Origin of the sequence: Rhodococcus sp. NPDC078407, from assembly GCF_044542515.1 — a bacterium.
In the GTDB taxonomy this organism is placed as follows: Bacteria; Actinomycetota; Actinomycetes; order Mycobacteriales; family Mycobacteriaceae; genus Rhodococcoides.
Window position 1 is genome coordinate 472528 of sequence record NZ_JBITUQ010000001.1, and the last position, 17747, is coordinate 490274.

General features: G+C 65.2%; 11 protein-coding genes and 1 tRNA gene. 6 read left to right on the plus strand and 6 right to left on the minus strand.

Annotated features, from left to right (window positions below):
- Positions 1–68 precede the first annotated feature (68 nt).
- From ACIGGF_RS02225 to ACIGGF_RS02240, 4 genes are all read left to right on the plus strand, one after another.
- On the plus strand, positions 69–437 hold the full coding sequence (locus ACIGGF_RS02225) for a hypothetical protein (RefSeq protein WP_397519788.1): 369 nt from the start codon (positions 69–71) through the stop codon (positions 435–437).
- 613 nt (positions 438–1050) lie between these two features.
- Complete coding sequence (locus ACIGGF_RS02230; RefSeq protein ID WP_397519789.1) at positions 1051–1926, plus strand: DUF6745 domain-containing protein; 876 nt, start codon at positions 1051–1053, stop codon at positions 1924–1926.
- A gap of 26 nt (positions 1927–1952) precedes the next feature.
- The gene (locus ACIGGF_RS02235; RefSeq protein ID WP_397519790.1) at positions 1953–2408 is read left to right on the plus strand and encodes a hypothetical protein; all 456 of its coding nucleotides are present in this window, start codon (positions 1953–1955) and stop codon (positions 2406–2408) included.
- Between the two features lie 42 nt (positions 2409–2450).
- Entirely contained in the window at positions 2451–2657 is a 207-nt protein-coding gene (locus tag ACIGGF_RS02240; protein WP_397519791.1) for a hypothetical protein, read from the plus strand.
- Positions 2658–2917: 260 nt separating this feature from the next.
- On the opposite strand, the gene ACIGGF_RS02245 is transcribed toward ACIGGF_RS02240, so the two are convergent.
- A tRNA-Lys gene (locus tag ACIGGF_RS02245) sits at positions 2918–2991 on the minus strand.
- A gap of 92 nt (positions 2992–3083) precedes the next feature.
- Entirely contained in the window at positions 3084–3305 is a 222-nt protein-coding gene (locus tag ACIGGF_RS02250) for a DUF3618 domain-containing protein (RefSeq protein WP_032408333.1), read from the minus strand.
- 77 nt (positions 3306–3382) lie between these two features.
- Between ACIGGF_RS02250 and bcp the strand changes: the two genes are divergently transcribed.
- On the plus strand, positions 3383–3856 hold the full coding sequence (bcp, locus tag ACIGGF_RS02255; protein ID WP_032375973.1) for a thioredoxin-dependent thiol peroxidase: 474 nt from the start codon (positions 3383–3385) through the stop codon (positions 3854–3856).
- Here bcp and ACIGGF_RS02260 read toward each other — a convergent pair.
- Both ACIGGF_RS02260 and ACIGGF_RS02265 read right to left on the minus strand, forming a co-directional pair.
- Entirely contained in the window at positions 3845–5209 is a 1365-nt protein-coding gene (locus ACIGGF_RS02260; protein WP_397519792.1) for a dipeptidase, read from the minus strand. The two genes, bcp and ACIGGF_RS02260, sit on opposite strands and share 12 nt — an antisense overlap.
- 74 nt (positions 5210–5283) lie before the next feature.
- Positions 5284–6594: a hypothetical protein gene (locus tag ACIGGF_RS02265; protein WP_397519793.1), complete on the minus strand. Its 1311-nt coding sequence runs from the start codon at positions 6592–6594 to the stop codon at positions 5284–5286.
- A 349-nt stretch (positions 6595–6943) separates the two neighbouring features.
- Here ACIGGF_RS02265 and ACIGGF_RS02270 point away from each other — a divergent pair, with 349 nt between their 5' ends.
- Entirely contained in the window at positions 6944–7582 is a 639-nt protein-coding gene (locus tag ACIGGF_RS02270) for a TetR/AcrR family transcriptional regulator (protein WP_080729227.1), read from the plus strand.
- A 75-nt stretch (positions 7583–7657) separates the two neighbouring features.
- Here the strand turns inward: ACIGGF_RS02270 and ACIGGF_RS02275 are convergent, their stop codons facing one another.
- Together ACIGGF_RS02275 and ACIGGF_RS02280 are read right to left on the minus strand one after the other, a co-directional pair.
- On the minus strand, positions 7658–8050 hold the full coding sequence (locus tag ACIGGF_RS02275; RefSeq protein WP_008715184.1) for a holo-ACP synthase: 393 nt from the start codon (positions 8048–8050) through the stop codon (positions 7658–7660).
- Positions 8050–17352 carry a fatty acid synthase subunit beta domain-containing protein gene (locus ACIGGF_RS02280; RefSeq protein WP_397519794.1) on the minus strand — a complete coding sequence of 3101 codons (9303 nt, stop codon included), beginning with the start codon at positions 17350–17352 and terminating at the stop codon, positions 8050–8052. Before ACIGGF_RS02280 ends, ACIGGF_RS02275 begins: the two co-directional genes overlap by 1 nt.
- Between the last annotated feature and the right edge of the window lie 395 nt (positions 17353–17747).

Below are 17747 nucleotides of genomic sequence, written 5' to 3' on the forward strand. Positions count from 1 at the left end.
GACCGTAGACCGGAGATATATCTACGACGGAACCTGCCGCCGAGGTCGGCGCGGTGGAGGAGCGCCTCGTGCTCGCACACGACCACGGCAGCGCGCCCGGTCGTATGGATATCGCGAAAGGTCACTTCCTCGAACCGCAATATTTTCTCCAACGCGGTGGTCATGGCTCGGATCGCGACTTTGCCGACGACACGGTCGTCGACGACGTTGCAGTCGAACCCAACTCCATCGGCATGACCACTGCAATCAACACCGCCGATCCATTCTCACGTCGGACAGTCTCGGTCGGTGCACGACCCGGTGGTGCCGTCTACTCCCCCGACGATGCCACCGCCTATGTCACCAACGGTGATGACATCTCGGTCACCATGCTGACCAACGACGCGCAGCCATGCGTCGGGATCACCTGCTTCCCGACGGGATTCGTCAGCGAATAGCGCTACACGACAACACGGTTCAGCGCGTTCCGTACTTTACGGCTGCCTCCCTTGCGCGGGCATCTGCGCACATGAAGCTGAGCACCACGACCGCGTTCTACTAGCGGGATTGGCACGAGCCGCCCGGCGTACTCGTGAAAGCACCACTGGCGGCGGCGCATGATGTGTGTCAGGCTGTTCCCATGACTATTGGAAAGGCTGACACAGCCTCCATCGCGTGAGCGCCGTGCCGATCCCCTCGACTTCTTCGTCGCACGGGACATTCATCGAAGAACCCCATTCAGAACTGATCAGCAGTGTCGTATCCATTCGCGACGCCTATCTCGGTCACGGAATGCGCGCCGGACCATCGGATCGACATTCTGCCGAATCTGCTGTGGCTCAGCTGTATCGACATGCCGACCTCCCCTGTCCTCGCTTCGTATGGGAACCGTCTCCGGCAGCTGCAGCGGCCCGTATCGACGGGGACAACCTGGCTTCCGCGGTCACCTTTTCCGTCGAAGGACCCACTTGTGCATCGGCTCGCATCGCAACATTGCTCTCCAGGTCACGCTCCCGGATGGACGCATGCATCCGGCTGCCATTGAGCGAACGGCCACCACCCCGGTGGCCGATGACGGTCCATTCTCAGGCGCTCAGGGCAGCCCAGGGTCGCACAGCGGCTGCAGTACGACATCAACCACCGGACATGTCGGTCCGCGCGGGCATCGGGCTCAACCCCACCATTCGAGCGACGGTGTGGGACTCGTTGCACACCAGCCTGTTCGACGGCGTCGCGGCCGCCATCAGAACACTGATGCCGACCCTCGTCGGCGGAATTCCCTGGTACGGCCAGCAGGAAGCACACCGCATCGCGTACTACGACATCTATCGCCGCCTCGCCCTCGCAACCTTCCAACCCCAGGACAACGTCCTGCTCGACGCACTTGTTGCCCTGACCGAATCGACGGGATGGTGGTGGGCGTTCGACGACATCTGCGTCATGTCCGAACGACCCACGGTGCTGCACTCCGAACCCATACCCGATCGCGTACACGGTGAACGACGGCTGCACAATCACGACCAACCAGCTCTCCAATTCACCGACGGCAGTGCGACATACGTTCTGAACGGAACAATTGTGCCGGATTGGGTAGTGCTCGACCCGAGCGTCGAACGAATCACCGTCGAACGCAACGTCGAGATTCGCCGCTCCGCAATCGAACGCATCGGGTGGGACAACTACATCGACGCTGCAGGACTCGCGCTGGTCGACAACGCCGACGATCCTGGCAACGACGGCTGCACCCTGCAGCTGTTCGCCACTCCCGCCGGCTGGGGTGGCGAAGGTCGAGTGCTTCTCGCCGTCAATGGGTCTCGCGAACGCGACGGCCAGCGCAGACGCTACGGCCTGCACGTCCCAGGTGAATTCTCCTCGGCCCTCGACGCCGCAGGCTGGACATACGGCCTCAGCGGAGAAAACTACGCCCAACTGCTCCGCAGAACCTGAACCTACTCTCATACAAGGTGACTCAGATGAACCACAACATGACCCTGTCCACATTGACAACTATGACCGGCCTCCATGTTTTCGACTATCTCGACAAGGAGATTTCGGTGCCGATCGTCGACGGCATGCAAGCCCAAGGCGACCTCATCGTCGTTCCGTACGCGCTGCTCGAAGACGTCGTCTCGACTGGGGTGTGGACGCGAACCGACGACGTGCCCCTGTCCGGAACCGAGTTGCTGCGTAGCGCGGCGGGCGGAAATCCGCACAGCCTCGTAGCCGACGGCGGCCGATGCACGTGGTCGACACCGGTGAGCGATACGCGGCGTCTGGCGCTCGGAATTCTCGGCAACGCGGTGACCGCCTACCTGATCCACCCCGAACACGGAGCCACCGGAATCGCCCCGGGCCGCTACGTCATCGGTAGGCAACGCGAGCGCGCCCGAGGTGGGTACTTCGAGTCGACGCAGTTGGTCGCCGACTGAGCGCGGCTCTGCTGGAGTGGCCCAACGACTGACAGCCCGATTATGGGCGGAATCGACGGGTCGGCAACACACTGCGAGTCCGACGAAGCGATCGAATTCGTGATCGACGGACTCGCGTACTCGGTCGACCTCACCACGTCGACCGAGTCACCGACCGGCGGATCGGGCTGGTGTGATCGATCCGCGAATTTCGCCGAATTGCCGTCGGCCGAAATGGCCACGGAAGCTGGCCGCGTGCGAATGCAGTAGCTCGAACAGATAGATAAGTGATGTCTGGAGCGTCCATACTCTAAGCCCGGCGCGACGAAACCGCAGGTCAGCGGTGGGCGTCCTAAGCCTGACTCTTAACATTTGCGGTTAAGAGTCGACTCTTCGAATCGCCACCGTGCGCCGCCAACTCGCAGGTCAGGGAGCTAGCGCTCTTAGTGCATCTCGCGCATCCATAGACTCGCCATAGCAACAAAAAGTGCCCCTGAACAGCTCGTAAAGCTGTTCAGGGGCACTCGTTGTGCGCCATCAGGGATTCGAACCCCGGACCCGCTGATTAAGAGTCAGCTGCTCTAACCAACTGAGCTAATGGCGCCGATCCGCACCGCGTGTTCTCTGCGGTGCGGGAGAAACATTAACAGCAGATGCGGCCAGATGTGAAATCGGCTGGTCGGAGTGCCTGCTGTCTCAGTTGAAGATCCTGCGAACCACGAGAACTGCCACCACTGCTCCGATTCCGAGCAGCGTGAACTTCACTGGCGGCTCGTTCAGCTTTGCCACCACGGACTGCTTGGTGTTGGCGACGATGTTCTTGGGGCTGGCACGGACGCTCAGCTCGTCCAGGGTGCTGGCGAGCTGGTTGCGAGCGGCCTCGATCTCGCGCTCGATTCGGTCGGTGTCCTTGGCCACGTGTCCTCCAACTTGTTGCAAATAGTCTCGGTCGCAGTCGAGCCTAGAGCACGACGATATTTCGATACTCTCGTGCGGTGACCGAATACAGCAAGCTCGAGCCGGGCGACACCGCTCCGGCGTTCACCCTCCCCGATGCCGACGGCAACGATGTCTCTCTCGCCGACTACGCCGGCAAGAAGGTCATCGTGTACTTCTACCCCGCCGCTAGCACGCCGGGCTGCACCAAGCAGGCCTGCGACTTCCGCGACAGCCTCGCCGAGCTCAACGGCGAGGGTCTCGAAGTCATCGGCATCTCCCCCGACAAGCCCGCCAAGCTCGCCAAGTTCCGCGACAAGGAAGAGCTGACGTTCCCGCTGCTCTCCGACGAGGAGAAGACGACGCTGCAGGCGTGGGGCGCATTCGGGGAGAAGAAGAACTACGGCAAGGTCTACGAGGGCGTCATTCGTTCGACGTTCCTCGTCGACGAGGCAGGCAAGATCGAGGTGGCGCAGTACAACGTCCGCGCGACCGGCCATGTCGCGAAACTCCGCCGCGATCTAGCTGTCTGAACCGGCCAGCCGCTGCAGAAACAACGCCTCGGCGACGGCCATTTTCTCGATTTCCGTCGGATCCACGCTCTCGTTGGGAGCGTGGATCCGGCACCGAGGTTCCTCGACGCCCATCAGCACGATCTCGGCGTCGGGCAGTACCTGAGCCAACGCGTTGCACAGCGGAATGGACCCGCCCTGGCCGGCCGTTCCCATCGGCTGCCCGAACGCCTCCTCCATCGACGCTGACAGCGCCGCGTAGCCCGGTCCGTCGGTCCGTGCCCTGAAGGGCGATCCGACAGCCTCACGCTCGACGGTGACGCGCGCATTCCACGGCGTCCGCGCTTCGAGGTGAGCCACCAATGCATCCTGAGCCGCCTGCGGATCCATTCCCGGCGGCACCCGCAGATTGAGCCGCGCGGACGCACGCGGTGAGATTGCCGCCGCAGACCCCACCACGGGCGGGCAGTCGATACCGAGAATTGTCAGAGCGGGACGCGCCCACACCGCGTCGGCCACACTGCCCGAGCCCGCCAGAGCGACGCCGTCCAGCAACCCGGCATCGGAACGAAACTGCTCGACGTCGTACTCGACACCATCCCATGTCTGTGTGCCATCGAGACCGTCGATGACGTTGTCGCCCTGCTCGTTTCGCAGCGTGGACAGCACCTGCACCAACGCGGCGAGTGCATCCGGAGCAGGCCCTCCGTACATGCCCGAGTGCACCTCTCCAGCAAGGGTTTCCACGTGCACCACCACGTTGGCGATACCGCGGAGGGTCGTCGTGACCGTCGGCAGGCCCACTCGCGCATTGCCCGTGTCTCCGATGACGACCACGTCGGCGGCGAACAGTTCCGGTCGCTGCTCCACGAGCGCTTCCAGCCCACCCGTGCCCATCTCTTCCGAACCCTCACAGACGATCCGAACGCCGACCCCGATCGACTCCCCCAGCGCCCGTAGCGCCAGCAGATGCATGATCACGTTGCCTTTGCAGTCGGCCGAACCTCGCCCGTACCAACGGCCGTCGCGCTCGGTCAGCTCGAAAGGCTCACTGTCCCATAGCTTCCGATCCCCGGGAGGCTGCACGTCGTAGTGCGAGTAGAGCAGAACGGTGGGCGCTCCTGCGGGTGCCGGACGCGAACCCACAACCGCCAGAGATCCGTCGACCGTCTCGATCAACTGCACGTCCGGAACACCGGCGTCGATGAACGCCTGCTGGACCCAGCGCGCCGCACCGGTGCATTCCTCGACCGGGAACTGCAGAGGATCGTGCACCGACGTGAACCGAACCAGCTCTGCCAACTCCGCTTTCGCTCTCGGCATTGCTTCTTCGATCTCGGATCGAACGTCCACGGATGATGCATCGACAGGCATGAGTCCTCCACACGAGAAATGACAGACAGGCGATCGCCAGTCTGTCATCACTCGTTCACACGTGGCGCTTCCTGTCAGCCCCCGGACAACTGCTGGTGGATCCACTCATCGGTCTGCTGCCAGTGCCGATCCCATGCTTCCTGTTCGAGCTGTTGCGGCGACTTCCCCGGCTCGGGCACAACGGCCGGCACGGTGAACTGCGGTGGGTCGACCGTCGTCGGGGCGGGCGCAGGAGCGACCGTTGCCGGACTCGTCCAATCCTGCGGGACCCACGCATCCGGTGTCGATTCGGGCGCGACAGCCGTTGCCGGATCCGCACTGGCAGGAACGGGCTCGGGTGGTGGTGCAATCGCCGGTGCCTGGGCGATCAGCGCAGCCGGGTCGTTCGTGGTCGTCGGCACCACATCGCGCGTTGCGCCAGCCAGATCAGCACCGGTATCACGCTGATCGACGGTCTGCTGCGCGGTGGATTCCGAGTCGCCCGGCAGCGTCGCGGCAACTGCCACACCGGCCGAGAGCACACCTGCCAGCAGTACGGCGGCAAGCACGAGCGTGCGACCCGACCCTCCGGACCGTGCAGACGTCGTTTCGACAACTAGCGGCACCGAAACTGCCGGACCGGCGGTCAGGAGCCGCTGTGTCGGAAGGACAGTATCGACAGCCGGCTCCGGTGTCAGCTCGACGGACGACGGCTCGACCGGCAGGACGGCCGGAGCGGCGGCCACCTCGTCCACCGATGGAACCCCGTCCTCCAGCGCCAGTAGCGCAGCTCCGCGTGCGGCGATCTGATCGGCATCGCCCACGCGCACGACGGGCACGCCGAGTCCGAGAGCCAGGATGTCGATGAGGTCACGGTTACTCGACGAGTCTCCGAACAGGGCCACGAACTCGGGCTTCTTGCCGGAGTGATCCACAACGTCCCAGGCCAAGGGAATGGTGCTGCCGATGCGCTCGGGCGACATCGAATCCAGCTCGGCAGTCTTCGTCGGGGTGAACGATGCTTCTGCCGCGTCCGCGAGGGAGATGGAGACCCCTGTCTCGCCCATGTAGTAGAGGAGCACCGTTTTCGCGTCGGCGAGATCTTTCGATTGAGCCAGCCACGTCAGGAACGACTCGGACGCCGAACACAGCGTGACGGACTCCTCGCCGAGGGCATCGATGAAGTCGGTGCGTTCGGTCTCGGATCGATACACCACGCCCACTGCGTCGACGTCGGTGTCGAGAGTTGCGGCCTCGGCGCGCATGATCTCGATCGCTTCGGTCAGTACGGTGGCTGCGTCGGGGTCGAGTGGCGTCGTCCGATCGGCGAGGACCTCGCCCGACGTCGGCTCGACGAGGATCGTCTGCATCGAGCCAGATTCGATCGCTATACCAATGGTTGCCATGGCAGTCTCCCTGTGCTCAGGGTGGAGGCACCCGACCATGAACGTCATTCGCTTGTTCCGAATCACGATCACCCTGCACAGAATTTGATTCTCTTCCCTGAACCATACCTGTTGACACTTAAATTGGTTGAAATCGGTCTTGGAGTTTGTCACAGCAATCAGAACCGTTCGTTGTTGCCTAAACCACGCATGATCAACACCGTCGGCGCTCGACCCGCAGGTGGCAGACCAGGTGTGGCTACCGGACTCGTTCGCCGGATAGCCTGAGCGGGTGGAGTCCTCTGCTCGTGCTCAGTCCTCGCGCCGTCTCGACGCTGCGCTCGAGTCGACGGCACAGACGCAGGAACTGATGCCGCGACGTCGACCCACCCAGGAACGCAGTCAACGCAAGTTCGATGCGCTGCTGCAAGCGTCACGCGAGTTGCTCAGCGACGTGGGCTTCGAGTCGTTCACCTGCGAGGAAGTGGCGTCGCGGGCGGAGCTGCCGATCGGCACGCTGTATCAGTTCTTCGCCAACAAGTACGTCATCGTCTGCGAGCTCAATCGCCAGGACCTCGTCGGAGTCCAACAGGAGCTCGCCGAATTCGACGGCGAAGTCCCGTCCCTGGACTGGGTGCGGTTCCTCAACAACTTCGTCGACCACATGGCGGGCATGTGGATGACCGACCCGTCACGCCGTGAGGTGTGGCTCGCGATGCAGTCGACGCCGTCCACCCGCGCGACCGGAGTGATCCACGAACGCGAGTTCGCCGATCAGGTCTCCCGCATGCTCGGCCCGTTGACGCCGCGCACACCGCGGCATCGCCGCAACCTGATGGCTCAGGTATTGGTGCACATCGTCTACTCGATGCTGAACTTCTCCGTGCAGGACGGCCAGAGCCACGAGGACGCCGTGGCCGAGCTCAAGCGCATCATGATGGCGTATCTGCTCGTCGCGGAGAAGGAGAGCAGGCGTTCGGGCGGGTCGGTGAACACCGACGACGCCTGAGTCTTCCCGAGACCATCGAAAGAGGCCCGCCCGATCTAAATGGATCGGACGGGCCTCACTCGTTTCAGGACGGACTCACTCCTCCAGAATCGCCACCGCGGCGGCAATATCGCCGTCGTGGGTCAGCGACAGGTGAATCTTCACCGTCGGCAGGAACTCCTGCGCCATACCGTGCAGCTTGATCGACGGACGGCCCCACGCATCGTTGACGACCTCGATCAGCGGATACGGGTTGTCCCCGATCTGCGGCGGCCGTGCGAATCGTGATGTAGCCCAGGCTTTCAGCACGGCTTCCTTGGCGGCCCACCGTGCTGCGTAATGGCGGGTCGGATCGGAACTCTTCGTCGCGGCATGGCGTCGCTCACCGGCAGTGAAGCTGTCGCGAATCATCGTCGTCCCGACCTTCTCCATCTGCTCGGCGAAGTCGGACACCGTCACCAGGTCGAAACCCACTCCCAGGATCGCCATCAGATGGCACCCGGCAGACCGGAAGAGTAGACATCGTCCGCGCCGAGGCGAGCGGACTCGTTGAGCAACACGTGTGCCTCCAGTTCGCGCGACGCCTTTGCCGGCGTCCCGTCATGTCCCAGCCGTCGATCGTCGGGTCGTTCGTAGAGCGAGTCGCCGCCGACCATGGCCGAGATCAGCCTGCGCTGACCGGCGATGCGTCGCTCGTTCGCCTTGGCGACGTACTCGGCGCGTCGTTCCGCGGGAACCGCTTCCAGGAACGCCTGCGGGTGCACCAGAGCAATGAGCCCGGACACGTGACCGAACCCGAGCGAGGTCAACAGACCTGCCTTGAGCGGAACCGAGTCACCGAAGCGCAGTGGTTCGCGAGCCCACACCAGATGCTCGAAACCGGTCATCTTGTCGTCGACGCAGTCGAGGCTGCGGTTCGGCGGGATGACGCCGTTGGCCAGCACCTGGCACAGGCCGATCAACTGCCAGGCAGCCGCTCCACCCTTCGAGTGTCCGGTGAGGCTCTTCTGCGAGACGACGAACAGCGGAGCGCCGTCCGAGCGACCGATGGCCTTGGCGAGGCGGGTATGCAGTTCCGCCTCGTTGGGGTCGTTGGCTGCGGTGGACGTGTCGTGCTTGGAGATCACGGCCACGTCGTCTGCGCTGACGCCGAGTGCGTTGAGCGAGAGCGCAAGTGCCGAATCCCTGCCGCCGCGACCGGCACTGAGTGCGCCGAGTCCGGGAGCCGGAATGGAGGTGTGCACGCCGTCGCCGTACGACTGTGCGTACGCCACCACTCCGAGAACCGGCAGACCCATCTCCAGTGCCAGATCACCACGTGCCAGCAGAATCGTTCCACCGCCGTGCGATTCGACGAATCCACCGCGCCGACGATCGTTGGCCCGAGAGAACCGTCGATCGCTGATTCCCTTGGCGGACATCGTCGCAGAATCCGCAGTGGCCGACATGTCGCCGAAGCCGATGATGCCTTCGGTGCTCAGGTCGTCGAATCCGCCGGCGACGACGAGCTGAGCCTTGCCCAGCTTGATCTTGTCGACGCCTTCCTCTACGGAGACGGCCGCGGTGGCGCAGGCGGCGACGGGGTGAACCATCGCGCCGTAGCTACCGATGTACGACTGAACCACATGCGCTGCAACGACGTTGGGCAGAGCTTCCTGCAGGATGTCATTGGCACGAGCATCACCGAGCAAGGTGTCGATGTACAGCGAGCGCATGGACTCCATGCCGCCCATGCCGGTGCCCTGCGTGTTGGCGACCAGCGTCGGGTGCACCCAGCGCATCAGTTCCGACGGGTTGAAGCCCGAGGAAATGAACGCATCGACCGTGGTGACGATGTTCCACAGCGCAACTCGGTCGACCGAGCTGGCCATGTCGGGCGAGATGCCCCACTTGGTGGGATCGAATCCGGTCGGAATCTGTCCACCCACGGTGCGGGTGAGCTTCATCTTGCGCGGAACACGAATCTCGGTGCCCGCCTTGCGGGTGACCTGCCAGTCGCTCGAATCCGGGACCGGCGTGATCAGCGTGTGCTCGGGATCGGCTGCCGCGAACGACCGGGCGTCGATCTCGGTTCCGACCACGAACGTGAGGTCGTTGTCGAGGAAGATCGAGGTCATCAACGGAGCAGTGTTGCCGACCATCGCGCCGTCGTCGGCGTAGGTGCGGATACCGCACTTCTCGACGACGATGTCGTGGTACTTGTCGGCGATGTCCTCCTCGGGCACCAGGTCACCGGACTCGATGTCGTACCAGCCGGGCTTGGGATCGTTCTCCCAGGCGATCAGGCCGGTATTCCATGCGAGTTCGAGAACGCCTGCGGCAGAGAGCTGCTCGTCGACCTCCATCTCGAAGCGAGTACGCGCCGAACCGTATGGTCCGAGCTCACCCGCACCGACGATGACGATCAGGTCCTTCGGATCGACATCGAGTGTCGGCCAGGCCGGAGCGGTGGTCGACGTCGACAGACGCGGCGGTGCGGGCAGTGCCGCGATCACCGAGTTGTCCACTGCCTCTTCGGTCTTCTCGGCCGCGGCCGCAGCCGCATCCCGAGCGAGCTCGACGAGGTTGAGCTTGGTGTTGGCCAAGCCGCCCGTGAGATCGGCGACGATCGGCTCCTGAGCGGCCTGACGACGAGCGGCAGACGTGCACAGTTCGAGCAGCTCGGTCGCCATCTCGTCGGTCGACCAGGTGCGCACACCCTCGGCCTCGACGGCCTCGACGATGGGATCGTTGCCGCCCATCAGGCCGGTGCCGCGCACCCACCCGATGTGAGCGTGGGCGATGGACACCCGCTCGGCCCAGTTCTTCTCCGAGCCCCACTTGGCGACAACCGCATCGAGTGCAGCCTTCGACTCGCCGTAAGCGCCGTCGCCACCGAACATTCCGCGGTTGGGCGATCCCGGCAGCACCACGTGCAGGTGGGTGTCGATGTCGGTGTCGAAGCCGACCTTGGACAGTCCGGTGATCAGACGCTCGACCGACCAGAGCAGCACGCGCATTTCCATCTCGGCGCGAGCTCCGGCGTCGGACATCTCACCCATGACCCGAGGTGCGGCGAACGGGAACAGCATCGTCGGCGTCGTGGCGGCCTTGACCAGAGTCTTTGCGCCACCGGCATTGTCGATGAAATCGCTGCCGATCCACTCGATGAGCGCATCGACGTCGGTGTACGACGCGATGTTGGCCGGAACCACCCACAGCGAGGCTCCGCTACGGGCGTTGTCGCGGTAGAGCGAGCGGTAGAAGCCGAGCCGCTCGTCGTCGAGCCTGGAGGTGGTGACGAAGACCGACGCTCCCCCGGCCAGCAGCTTGGCGGTCACCGCTGCTGCGATGGAACCCTTGCTGCCGCCGGTGACGACTGCGACCTCGTCGGCCCACCGGCCCTTGTCCTCGGATGCGACCGCGATGTCCGCGATACGTCCGAAGGTCTCGGCGAGCACGGTCTTGTTCTCGCCATCCGCCTTGGACTTCCACCACTGTGCCTGCGACGCAACAGCATTGCCTGCGCCGGCGAAGGACTCGACGGCGACATCGCCTGCGGTACCGAGCCACAACCGGGCCAGGTCCTCACGGGCAGTTGCCCATCGATCGTCGATCAGCACGGCGCGCCTGGCGTCGAATGCGGGAGCGACCAGGCGAGGCCAGTCCGATCCGAGTTCGGCCGAGACCAGCTCGACCAGAGCAGCATCCGGGTTCTCGGCCAGCAGCGCGTTGGGCGCGTCCGCCAGTCCGAGCTGCTCGAGCACCAACCGGGCAGCGGAGGCGAGAACGCCGTCGCGGCCGGTGATGTGCTCGGTGAACTCACCCAGGGCAGCAGCGTCGACGGTTCCGCCGGCCCCGCCGCCTGCCTGCGGCATGGAAACTGCAACACCGCGACGTGCGGCCACCGCTGCTACTGCCGCATCGATGACGTTGTCGACTGCGTTGCCGTCGGCGAGAGCGCCGTCGGCCAGGCCACCGAGTGCACCGCCGCGTACCGAAGCACCGTCACGGGTACCGAGCGCGACCTCGGCGGTGACGTGGTGCGCCCAGCCGTCGCCCAGTTCCCAAGTCTTCTTGACGCGATCGGCAATCGATGCCGGGCGTCGACCCGATGGGCCGAAGACCTTGCGAAGGTGATCGTTGATCGAATCGCTGAGTACGGGGCCGAAGGGCTTGTAGGTACGAGCCAGCTTGTTGACCGTGCCCGAGAGCGCGCCCATGTCTGCGTCCGCCGCACCGTCGATGGCACCGAGCGAGAGCTCGGAGCCGAGGTCGACGAGCAGCTGGTTACGACGTGAGGACACACCGTCGCACAGTGCCTCGATCGTGTCGGCGGGCCCGATCTGATCGAGCTGCAGTTTGGTCCACAGGCCGATCAAAATCTTGGTGGCATCCGCGGCGACGAATGCGATGTCGTCGGGGCGAGGTCCGCCCGACGGTGCAGCCGCCGGAGCGGGTGCAGCTGCCGGGGCTGCTGCTGCCGGGGCCGCAGCGGTCTCGGGAGCCGGAGTTGCCTCGTCCTCGTCGGCCGGAGCCGGGTCGGTGTCGGTGCCGTAGACGATCGCGGCTTCGCGCTCGAGGTTGAGCACCTCAACCGGGTGACCGAAGCGGCCGGGCAGCTTGAGGGTCTGCGACGCGAGGTTGGCGACGGTCGGTGTTGCACCGAGGCCGATCTCGACGAAACGCTCGACGCCCATGCCGCCGTCGGACTCGTCCGCGAACAGCAAGTCCTGAGTCTCGATCCAACGCACCGGGCTGGCGAACTGCCATGCCAACAGCTCGGTCAGGATCACGCGGCACAGGTCGCTCGGACGTGCGGCCCACGAATCGAATTCCGCGAGAACGCTGTTCAGCGGCTCGGACGGAACGAGATCGGCGATCTCCTGCACGAAGTCCCGCTTCAGCGAGAACGGCTTGGGCACCAGGTTCGGGATGTAGCGGCCGACCAGGATCGCCGGATCGAGCTGCTCGGGCAGCAGGGTCTCGAGGCGGCTGCGGAAGTCGTCGACTCCGCCGCGCAGCACCGTCGAGTGGAAGGGCACATCGATGCCCGGAACCATGATGTAGGCGGCCTTGCCGCCGAACTCTGCCCGGCGAACCGCGATCTTCTTCTCGAGCTCACCGAGGCCGGCAACAGTGCCCGCGATGGCGTACTGCGAGCCACGCAGGTTGAGGTTGACGATCTCGAGGAACTCGCCGGACTCTTCTGCGACACCGGCGACGAAGCCCTGCACGTCCTCGTCGGCCAGGCCGATCTGAGACGGACGAATCGCTGCCATGCGGTAGTCGCTGCGGCCGTTCTCGTCACGGGGAACGAGTGCGTGCATGGCCGAGCCACGCTGGAAGACGACCTCGAGGACGGCTTCGAGCGGAAGCACACCGGCAACGGCTGCCAACGCGTTGTACTCGCCCACAGAGTGACCCGCGAGGATCGAGTTCTCCACGAAAGCACCGGATTCACGCAGTTCGGCAACCTGGGCGACACCGAGGACGGCCATCGCAACCTGGGTGAACTGCGTCAGGTGCAGCACACCGTCGGGATGCTTGTGCGTGACGCCGCGGGCCTTGAGGGTCGTAGGGTTGTCGCGCACCACAGCGAGAATCGAGAATCCGAGTGCGCTGCGGGTGTGCTTGTCGGCACGCTCCCACACCTCACGAGCGGCCTTGGACCGAGCCCGCGCGTCGAGCCCCATGCCCGGGCGCTGGATGCCCTGGCCGGGGAACGCGTAGACGGTCTTGGGTGCAGCGGTGCGAGCAGTGGCAACCATGACGAGTTCGCCCGCGACACGGCAGGACACCTCGATGAGCTCGGCACCCTGGTCGAATCCGGTGCGATCGACGCGAACGTCGATCTCGGCTCCGGGGCGGACCATGCCGAGGAAGCGTGCTGTCCACGCGGTGAGACGACGCGGAGGCGTCTTGGTGTCCTCGTGATCGACTGCGGTGACGGTTTGCTGCGCTGCAGCCGAGAGCCACATTCCGTGCACGATCGGGCTGCCGAGGCCGGCCAGTAGCGCGGCGGCATCCGAGGTGTGAATCGGGTTGTGATCGCCCGAGACCTGAGCGAACGCAGCCATGTTGCGCGGGGCCACGATGGTGGCCTGGCGACGGCGACGGCGCGGGGTGTCCTTGGCGTCGGCACCGACCGAACCGCCCGCGCGAGCCGGGTCGACGAGCTCGCCCTTGCCGGTGCGGCCGCGAATCGCGAAGCGCTCCACCAACGTTGCGACGGCCGGGGCGTCGAGACCCTCACCGAGCATGGCTCCGATCTCCACGGTGACCTCGACGACGCGTCCGAGATCGGTGTCGAGCACCTCTCCGGCAGCCGCCTTGACGACGAGAATGGATGTGTCGGTCGGTAATTGACCGACCAGGTTGACGCTGTGGTCGAGGTGGACGAGATCGAGCATTCCCTCGATCACGTCGATACCCTGTGCGTTCTTGGTCGCACCGAGGACGGCGAAGACCGCGGGCCAGCATGCACCGACGAGCACGTCGGGAACGGCCTTGCCGCTGACGGACAGGGTGTCCGGCAGTCCGGAGCCGGTAACGCCTGCGTGGTCGGTGATCAGATCGGGGATCCACGCGATGTTCAGCCGCGCGACGCCACCCTTGACTGCCGGAAGCTCTTGTCCGGCAGCGACACCGAGCAATGCCGACATAGCCTGCTGGGCATCCTGCGCGGTGACGACGGGAGCGCCGCCGTCGACGGTGGAGGCGGGCACCGTCAGACGGATGCGTACTTCCTTGCCGGGAGCGAGCGGAACCAGCAGTTCCACGTGCTCGCCATCGAGCACGGTCAGCGACGATCCGGTCTGCGGGTGCGAGGCGACCGTATCGGAATCGACGGTCCAATCTGCCGTATCACCGAGGCGTGCAACGGGGTTCTGCGTCATCCGCGACGCCCAGGTGACGTCGGGAGCTGCCAGCACGATGCCCAGCAGTCCGGGTGCGATCTCGGCATGACGACGACTCGCGATGGCCTCGGGCTCCACACCCTCGGCGAGAAGCTGGTCCGCGGTGGCCTTCTCGAACCGGTTGAGCAGCTCACCGACCGGCTCGTCCACCCGGGTGATACCGGCGACGGCAACGGTTCCGGGAATGATGCAGACCTGATCGGCGGAGTAGCGAGCGTCGTGTGCCTGCCAGAGCGAATCACTGCGCCACCAACGTCGCACGTCACCATCGACGACGGGAACGAAGTTGACCGGCTTGCCGGGCATGCGGCACAGCGAGGTGAAGAAGGTGATGTCGGCGGGGTGCAGGACCACGTCGGCGGCGTCGGGGAACTGCGCGAGCAGCGACTTCAGTGCTGCGCGGGGACGTTCGAGTACCTCGGGGTCGGAGAACAGGGTGGGGATGGGGCCGCGGTCGACCGGGTGCAGACGTGCCTCGGCGCGCTGGAGCATCTCGAGGAAGCGGGTGCGCCAGGTGATGTCGAGCCAGACCGATTCGCGTGCTTCGGTGACGGCGTCGGTGAACTCACCGCCGCAGTCGAAGTCGCTGCGCGAGTCCGTGCCGATGGCCAGGTCCAGGTAGCGGGCGAGCCACTGCTGGTAGGTCATGTCGGCGACGTCACCGAAGAACGGCTTGGCGGTGCCGTCGAGTGCGGCGATGATCTCGTCGCGGCGCTCGGCCACGGCGTCGGCGTTGCCGGCGACCTCGTCGAGCAGTCGACCACAACGCGATGCCGCGTTGTCGATCTCGTGGATGTCGGCACCGAGCTGGCTACGGCCCGAGGCCATTCCGCCGTTGGCGGTTCCGGCCCCCACCCAGTCGGGAGTTCCCGGGGTGTCGACGAGAAGCTGCTTGACCTCGGGTGCCGTCGTGGCTTCGAGAGTGGCCATCGCAGCGGTACCGACGAGGATGCCATCGAGAGGCATCTTGGGGTATCCGTGCACAGCGGACCAGGTTCCGGTCAAATAGTCCGCAGCCCGCTCGGGTGTTCCGATGCCGCCGCCGACACAGATGACGAGGTTGGGACGCGAGCGGAGCTCGGCGTAGGTGGTCAGCAGCAGGTCGTCGAGATCCTCCCACGAGTGGTGTCCGCCTGCGCGGCCACCTTCGATGTGGACGTTGACCTGGTAGGACGGAACCTCGTTGGCGATGCGGATCACCGCGCGGATCTGCGCGACGGTGCCCGGCTTGAACGAGACGTAGCTGATGCCGGCCTCGGACAGCTCCTCGATGAGGGCCACTGCCTCGTCGAGTTCCGGGATACCCGCGGTGACGACGACGCCGTCGATGGCCGCGCCCGCTGCACGCGCACGCTGCACGATGCGACGTCCGCCGAGCTGCAGCTTCCACAGGTACGGATCGAGGAACAGGGAGTTGAACTGGATGGCACGGCCGGGCTCGAGCAACGTGGAGAGCTCGGCAACGCGGTCGGTGAAGATGTCCTCGGTGACCTGCCCGCCACCGGCGAGCTCGGCCCAGTGACCGGCGTTGGCTGCGGCAGCCACGATCTTCGCGTCGACCGTCGTCGGCGTCATGCCGGCGAGCAGGATCGGCGAACGTCCGGTCATCTTGGTGAAGGACGTCTCGACGACGACGCGGCCGTCGGGCAGCGTCACGGGCTTGGGCGCGAATGCCGACCATGCGGGCTGCACCTCGGGGGCAGCTCCGGGGGTGAGCAGATTGCGGTGGCCGCCGCGTGAGGACGCGGCGATGATGCCGACGCCCTGTCCGCGCAATGCCGGCGTGGTCATGCGGGTGAGCAGGTCACCGGGTCCGAGATCGAGGATCCAATCGGCACCGGCGTCGACAACGCCGTCGATGGCCTCGACCCAGTCGACGGAATCGACCAGGATCTTCTGCGCCAGGCCGCGCGCGAGGTCGACGTCGAGGCCGCAGCGTTGCGCCCATGCGCTGACGAGTTCGACAGCGTCGTCGAGTGCGGGATGGTGGAAACCGATCTCGACCGGAAGCTGCTCGAACACCGGGGCGAACACAGCGCCGCCGCGTTTCTTGGCGTCGCGCTCCTTCTCTTCCGCGGCAGCGATCTGTTCACACTTCTCCTGGACGCGTGCCAGCTGCGCCGGCGGTCCCGAGAGTACGACGCGACGGCGGCCGTTGCGGATGGCGAGTGCAGCGGATCGTTCGGGCGCTCCGGCGATCTCGAGGTCGGCGATGATGGCCTGCAGACGTTCGGGTTCGACGTTGGCGACCGAGACCATCGGCGCACGGTCACCGGCACCGATGATGCCGCGGCGGCGACCGACGAGGCCTGCAGCAGCACCCACGAGTTGAGCGATCGCGAGGAAGTTCGCATCCTGTGCGCCGTCGGCAGCGACCGACTCGGCTGCAATCAGACCCTGCGAGTGTCCGACCACGCGAACGGGCGGGGCCTGCGCCGGGTCGAGCCCCTGCAGCTTCAACGCGCGCAGCGCTGCGACCTGCGTGAGAAATACCCCGGGAAGCGAGACTGCTGCCGAGGTCAGCGCCGCCTCGGACGGCCCGTAGGAGCCGACGGTGTCGTCGTCGGCGAGGTCCTGCTCGAGCATCCAGCCGATGGGGTCGAACCCGACCGAGCGCACGACCAGCAGCTCGTCGGACACGGGCGCGAGTACAGCCGCTGCCTCGTTGACGAGATCGGTCAGTTCGGGTTCGAGTGCCGAATCGCGCGCGAGCTCTTCGAGCGAACTCAGCCACGGCGCACCCTGACCGCCGAATGCCAATGCATAGGGCTCGCCCGCGGCGAATCGATCTGCCAGAGTCCGAGAACCGCCACTGCTTCTAGGGGCTTTGCCTGCGTTGCCTGTGCTTCGCGAGCCGCGTCCGTGTGCTGGTGAGCTCTCGTTGATCGTCAAGGCTGAAGATTCCTCTCGTGGACGCCTCGGGGGTCGAGGCGTTCGCTGTGATGGCTGCCGTGGTGCGTCGTGGGCAACAGGGCAAAGCGTGAGCCTGACTTCGTCGACAGGTCTCCTTCGCGCTGCTCCAGGTTGACACAAAATCATGAGGAAATCCTCAGGTTTGCTCGGACGTCCGAGTGCTACCAGCGAGTACGCCACGAGAAGCGTCTTTACTTTTTGTTTACCCGACTCGTCGGTAACCCACATTCGTGCTGGCGAGAGGATCGCGCTCAGCCTCAAAACATGAGGGAACCCTCGCATTTTTCGTTATCTTTTCGTGATGTGATCTCGAGCACAATCTTGCAACCGGCCGACTTGTCGGTGGGGTGCTCTACCTTCGCTACTCGAACCGC